This window comes from Cellulomonas jepli, from assembly GCF_047229345.1.
Taxonomy (GTDB): Bacteria; Actinomycetota; Actinomycetes; order Actinomycetales; family Cellulomonadaceae; genus Cellulomonas_A.
Genome location: NZ_JBFTER010000184.1, coordinates 1 through 3,476, shown reverse-complemented (window position 1 = coordinate 3,476; position 3,476 = coordinate 1). Strand labels below are relative to the sequence as shown.

Genomic DNA, 3,476 nt, shown 5'->3' with positions numbered 1-3,476 from the left:
CCGCGACGCCCGCCGCGACCGCGAGCCCGACCCCGACCGCGGCGGCGCAGGAGCCGGTGCCGGACGTCCCGCTCCAGCCCGCGACCCTCGGTGCGCAGCCCGCCGCGGACACCCGCCGCCCGGTCGACCTCGTCATCCCCGACCGCGCGATCCAGGTCCCCGTCGACCCGGTCGGCGTCGCCGAGGACGGGCAGATGGAGATCCCCCCGCTCGCTGAGCGCGCCGGCTGGTACCGGTTCGGCTCGGCCCCCGGCGACCCGTCCGGCACCGCGGTCGTCGCGGCGCACGTCGACTCGGTGGCGTCCGCGGGTGTCGGGCCGTTCGCGAAGCTCGGTGACGTCCGGCCCGGCGACGTCGTCGACGTGACGCTGGACGACGGCACCGCCGTCCGGTACGCGGTCGTCGACGTCGTCCGCGTCCCGAAGGTCGAGGCCGTGTGGGACGAGGTCTTCGTGCGCGACGGCCCGCCGCGCCTCGTGCTCGTCACGTGCGGCGGGGTGTTCCAGCGCGACGTGGGCCACTACACGGACAACGTCATCGTCACGGCGGAGCCGGTCGGTGCATGATGTCCGTGCTAGCGGGCGCGCCATCGGCACGGCGCGCGACCACTGCGCCGCTGAGGAGGAGGTCCCCGCTGTCCACGCCCTCGCCGGTCTCGCACCTGCGCACACCCCCTGAGTGGGACGACGACGCGGTCGCACGCGCGTTCGCGGCCGGGGACGAGCTCGCCCTCGCCGAGGCGTACCGGCGCTGGTCCGCGTTCGTGCACACGCTCGCGCTGCGCTCGCTGCGGGACGCGACGGACGCCGAGGACGTGACCCAGCAGGTCTTCGTCAGCGCGTGGCGCGGCCGCTCCGGGTACGACGCGAGCCGCTCGCCGCTGCGCGCCTGGCTCACCGGGATCACGCGCCACGCGATCGCCGACGTGCACGCCCGCCGGGCCCGCGACCAGCGCGACGCCCTGGCCGTCGCGTCGACCACGCCGCCCGCGCCCGAGCCCGAGACCGCGCAGCTCGCCGAGCGCCTCACGGTGACCGACGAGCTCAACCGTCTCGGCGAGCCGCAGCGCACGATCCTCGCGCTCGCGTTCTACGACGACCTCACGCACGACGAGATCTCCCGGCGGCTCGCCCTGCCGCTCGGGACCGTGAAGAGCCACATCAGGCGCAGCCTGCTGCGCCTGCGGGACAGGTTGGAGGTGGTGGAAGGTGGAGCACGTTGACCCGGAGGTCCTCGCGCTGGCGTCGCTGGGCGAGCCGCTCGCGGACGACGAGCACGAGCACCTGGCCACCTGCGCGCAGTGCTCCGACGAGGTCGCCGCGCTGTCCCAGGTCGTCGCGGTCGGCCGCTCGTCGGCGCCCGGCGACACGCTCGTGGCACCGCCCGTGGCGGTGTGGGGCCGGATCCGCGACGAGCTGGGGCTCGACCCCGCGCTCGCCCCGGGCGACGCCGTCCCCGTGACCTCGACCGGCCGCACAAGCGCCCCCGTGGCCGGGCCCCCGACGCCCGACGCCTCGGCCCCGGGCTCCACTGCACCTGACTCCCCCGTGCCCGGCTCGTCGGAGGCGCCCGGCGCTCCTGCGCCCGCGGGCTCGTCACCGGCGCCCGGCGGTTCCCCGGGCGACGGCCTCGCGCCGGTCGTCGAGCTGCGGCGCCGGCGCACGGCCTGGGTCGCCGCTGCGGCCGCGGCCGGGCTGGTGGTCGGCGGCGTCGGCGGTGCCGTGTGGATGGACCGTGTCCGGGCCGACGAGGCTGCCGCCGTGGTCGCCGAGGTCGCGCTCGACCCCCTGCCCGGGTGGTCCGCGAGCGGGGACGCGTTCGTCGAGCAGACGTCGGACGGCACCCGGACCCTCGTCGTCACGCTCGACGGCGACGTGGACGACAGCGCGTTCCGGGAGGTCTGGCTCATCGACCGTGACGTGACGAAGCTCGTCAGCCTCGGCGTGCTCGAGGGCGCCGACGGCCGGTTCTCGATCCCCGCGGGGCTCGACCTCGCGGAGTTCCCGGTCGTCGACGTCTCGGAGGAGCCGTTCGACGGCGACCCGGCGCACTCGGGCGACAGCATCATCCGCGGCGTCCTGCCCGCGTAGTCACCGCCGCACGGTCACCCGTACGGCCCCACGGCCGGACGGCGGCTCAGGTGGCAGCGGTCGGCTCGTCGTCCTCGGTCATGGGCGGCTCGCCCTCGTGGGAGTCGGGCAGCGGGTCCGGGTCGACGGCGAGCGTCGGCAGGTCGGGCTGCTGGGGGTCGAAGCTCTCGGGGATGTTCTCGCTCATGCATCCACGCTGGCACCGCCGGTGGACGTCCGCATCCGCACGGGCGACGGCATAGCGCCAGGCTATGAGGCCATGCACGACCTGGCCTACCGGCCGCCGCGTCGCACGGGCACCGTGGTCACGTGACGCTCGTACCCGCACCTCCCGGACCGCACCCGGGCCGTCGTCCGGCCCAGGCCTCGGCACGCAACGCCACACCCGCACCCCTGCTCGCACCTGCTTCCGCACCTGTGCCCGCACGCCCGCCCGCACCTGACCCCGCACCCGTGCCCGCGGGCACGCCCGCACCTGCCCCCGCACGCGCGGGCGTCCCGCGGACGAGCCCCGCGACACCCCACCCCGCCCCACCGGCCGCCCCGGCCCGCCTGCGCACCCTCGCCCCCGGGCTGCTCGCCGTCGCCGCCCTGACGGCGGCCTGTCTCCTCGCGGCCGGCGCCCTGCCCACGGTGTCCCCCCTGCTGCTCGCGATCGTCGTCGGTGCCGTGGCGCGCAACGCGGGCCTGCTGCCGGACGCCGTCCGGCCGGGGGTCGCGTGGGCCGCGCGCCACCCGCTGCGGGCCGGGGTCGTGCTGCTCGGCCTGCAGCTCTCGGTGCCCGCGGTCCGGGCGCTGCGCCCCGGCGAGGTCGTGCTGGTGGTCGTCACGGTCGCCGCGACGTTCACCGCGACGCGGTGGGCGGGTGCCCGGCTGGGCGTCGACCGTCGCACGACGCTCCTCCTCGCGACGGGCTTCTCGATCTGCGGCGCGGCTGCCGTCGCGGCGATGAGCGCCGCCGTCCCCGCGAGCCGCCCGGCGGGCACCCGCACGATCCCCGGCACAGCCACCCGCGCCGCCACCGGCACGCCCGACGTCACCGTCACCGGCACCACCACGGACCCGGACCGGCCCGACGCCGCCGTCGCGACGGCCGTCGCGATGGTCACGGTGTTCGGGTCGCTCGCGCTGGTCGCGATGCCGCTGGCGCAGGCGCCGCTCGGGCTGGACGACCGTCAGGTCGGGGTGTGGATCGGCGCCTCGGTGCACGAGGTCGCGCAGGTGGTCGCGGCGGCCTCGGGGGTCTCCGCCGCGGCGCTCGCCGTGGCCGTCGTCGTCAAGCTCGCGCGCGTCGCGCTCCTCGCGCCGCTCGTCGCCGTCGTCGGGGCGCTCGAGCACCGGCGCGAGCGCGCCCGCACCGCCGCCGCCGTGCCTGCTGCGGACGGC

The 3,476-nt window shown here is 77.4% G+C and carries 5 protein-coding genes; 4 read left to right on the top strand and 1 reads right to left on the bottom strand.

Annotated elements, in window-relative coordinates:
* From AB6N24_RS22880 to AB6N24_RS22870, 3 genes are all read left to right on the top strand, one after another.
* Positions 1-566, top strand: a 566-nt coding sequence (locus tag AB6N24_RS22880) for a class F sortase (protein ID WP_412871657.1), incomplete at its 5' end; no start/stop codon positions are given.
* Positions 566-1,222, top strand: a complete 657-nt coding sequence (locus AB6N24_RS22875) for an RNA polymerase sigma factor (RefSeq protein WP_412871658.1) — start codon at positions 566-568, stop codon at positions 1,220-1,222. The genes AB6N24_RS22880 and AB6N24_RS22875, both read left to right, overlap by 1 nt.
* The gene (locus AB6N24_RS22870) at positions 1,209-2,090 is read left to right on the top strand and encodes an anti-sigma factor domain-containing protein (protein ID WP_412871656.1); all 882 of its coding nucleotides are present in this window, start codon (positions 1,209-1,211) and stop codon (positions 2,088-2,090) included. Before AB6N24_RS22875 ends, AB6N24_RS22870 begins: the two co-directional genes overlap by 14 nt.
* A 46-nt stretch (positions 2,091-2,136) precedes the next feature.
* Here AB6N24_RS22870 and AB6N24_RS22865 read toward each other — a convergent pair whose 3' ends face one another.
* Positions 2,137-2,277, bottom strand: a complete 141-nt coding sequence (locus tag AB6N24_RS22865; protein ID WP_412871655.1) for a chromosome partitioning protein — start codon at positions 2,275-2,277, stop codon at positions 2,137-2,139.
* 266 nt (positions 2,278-2,543) lie between these two features.
* On the opposite strand from AB6N24_RS22865, the gene AB6N24_RS22860 reads away from it, so the two are divergent.
* Positions 2,544-3,476: putative sulfate exporter family transporter (locus tag AB6N24_RS22860; protein WP_412871654.1), on the top strand; the 933-nt coding region annotated here is incomplete at its 3' end.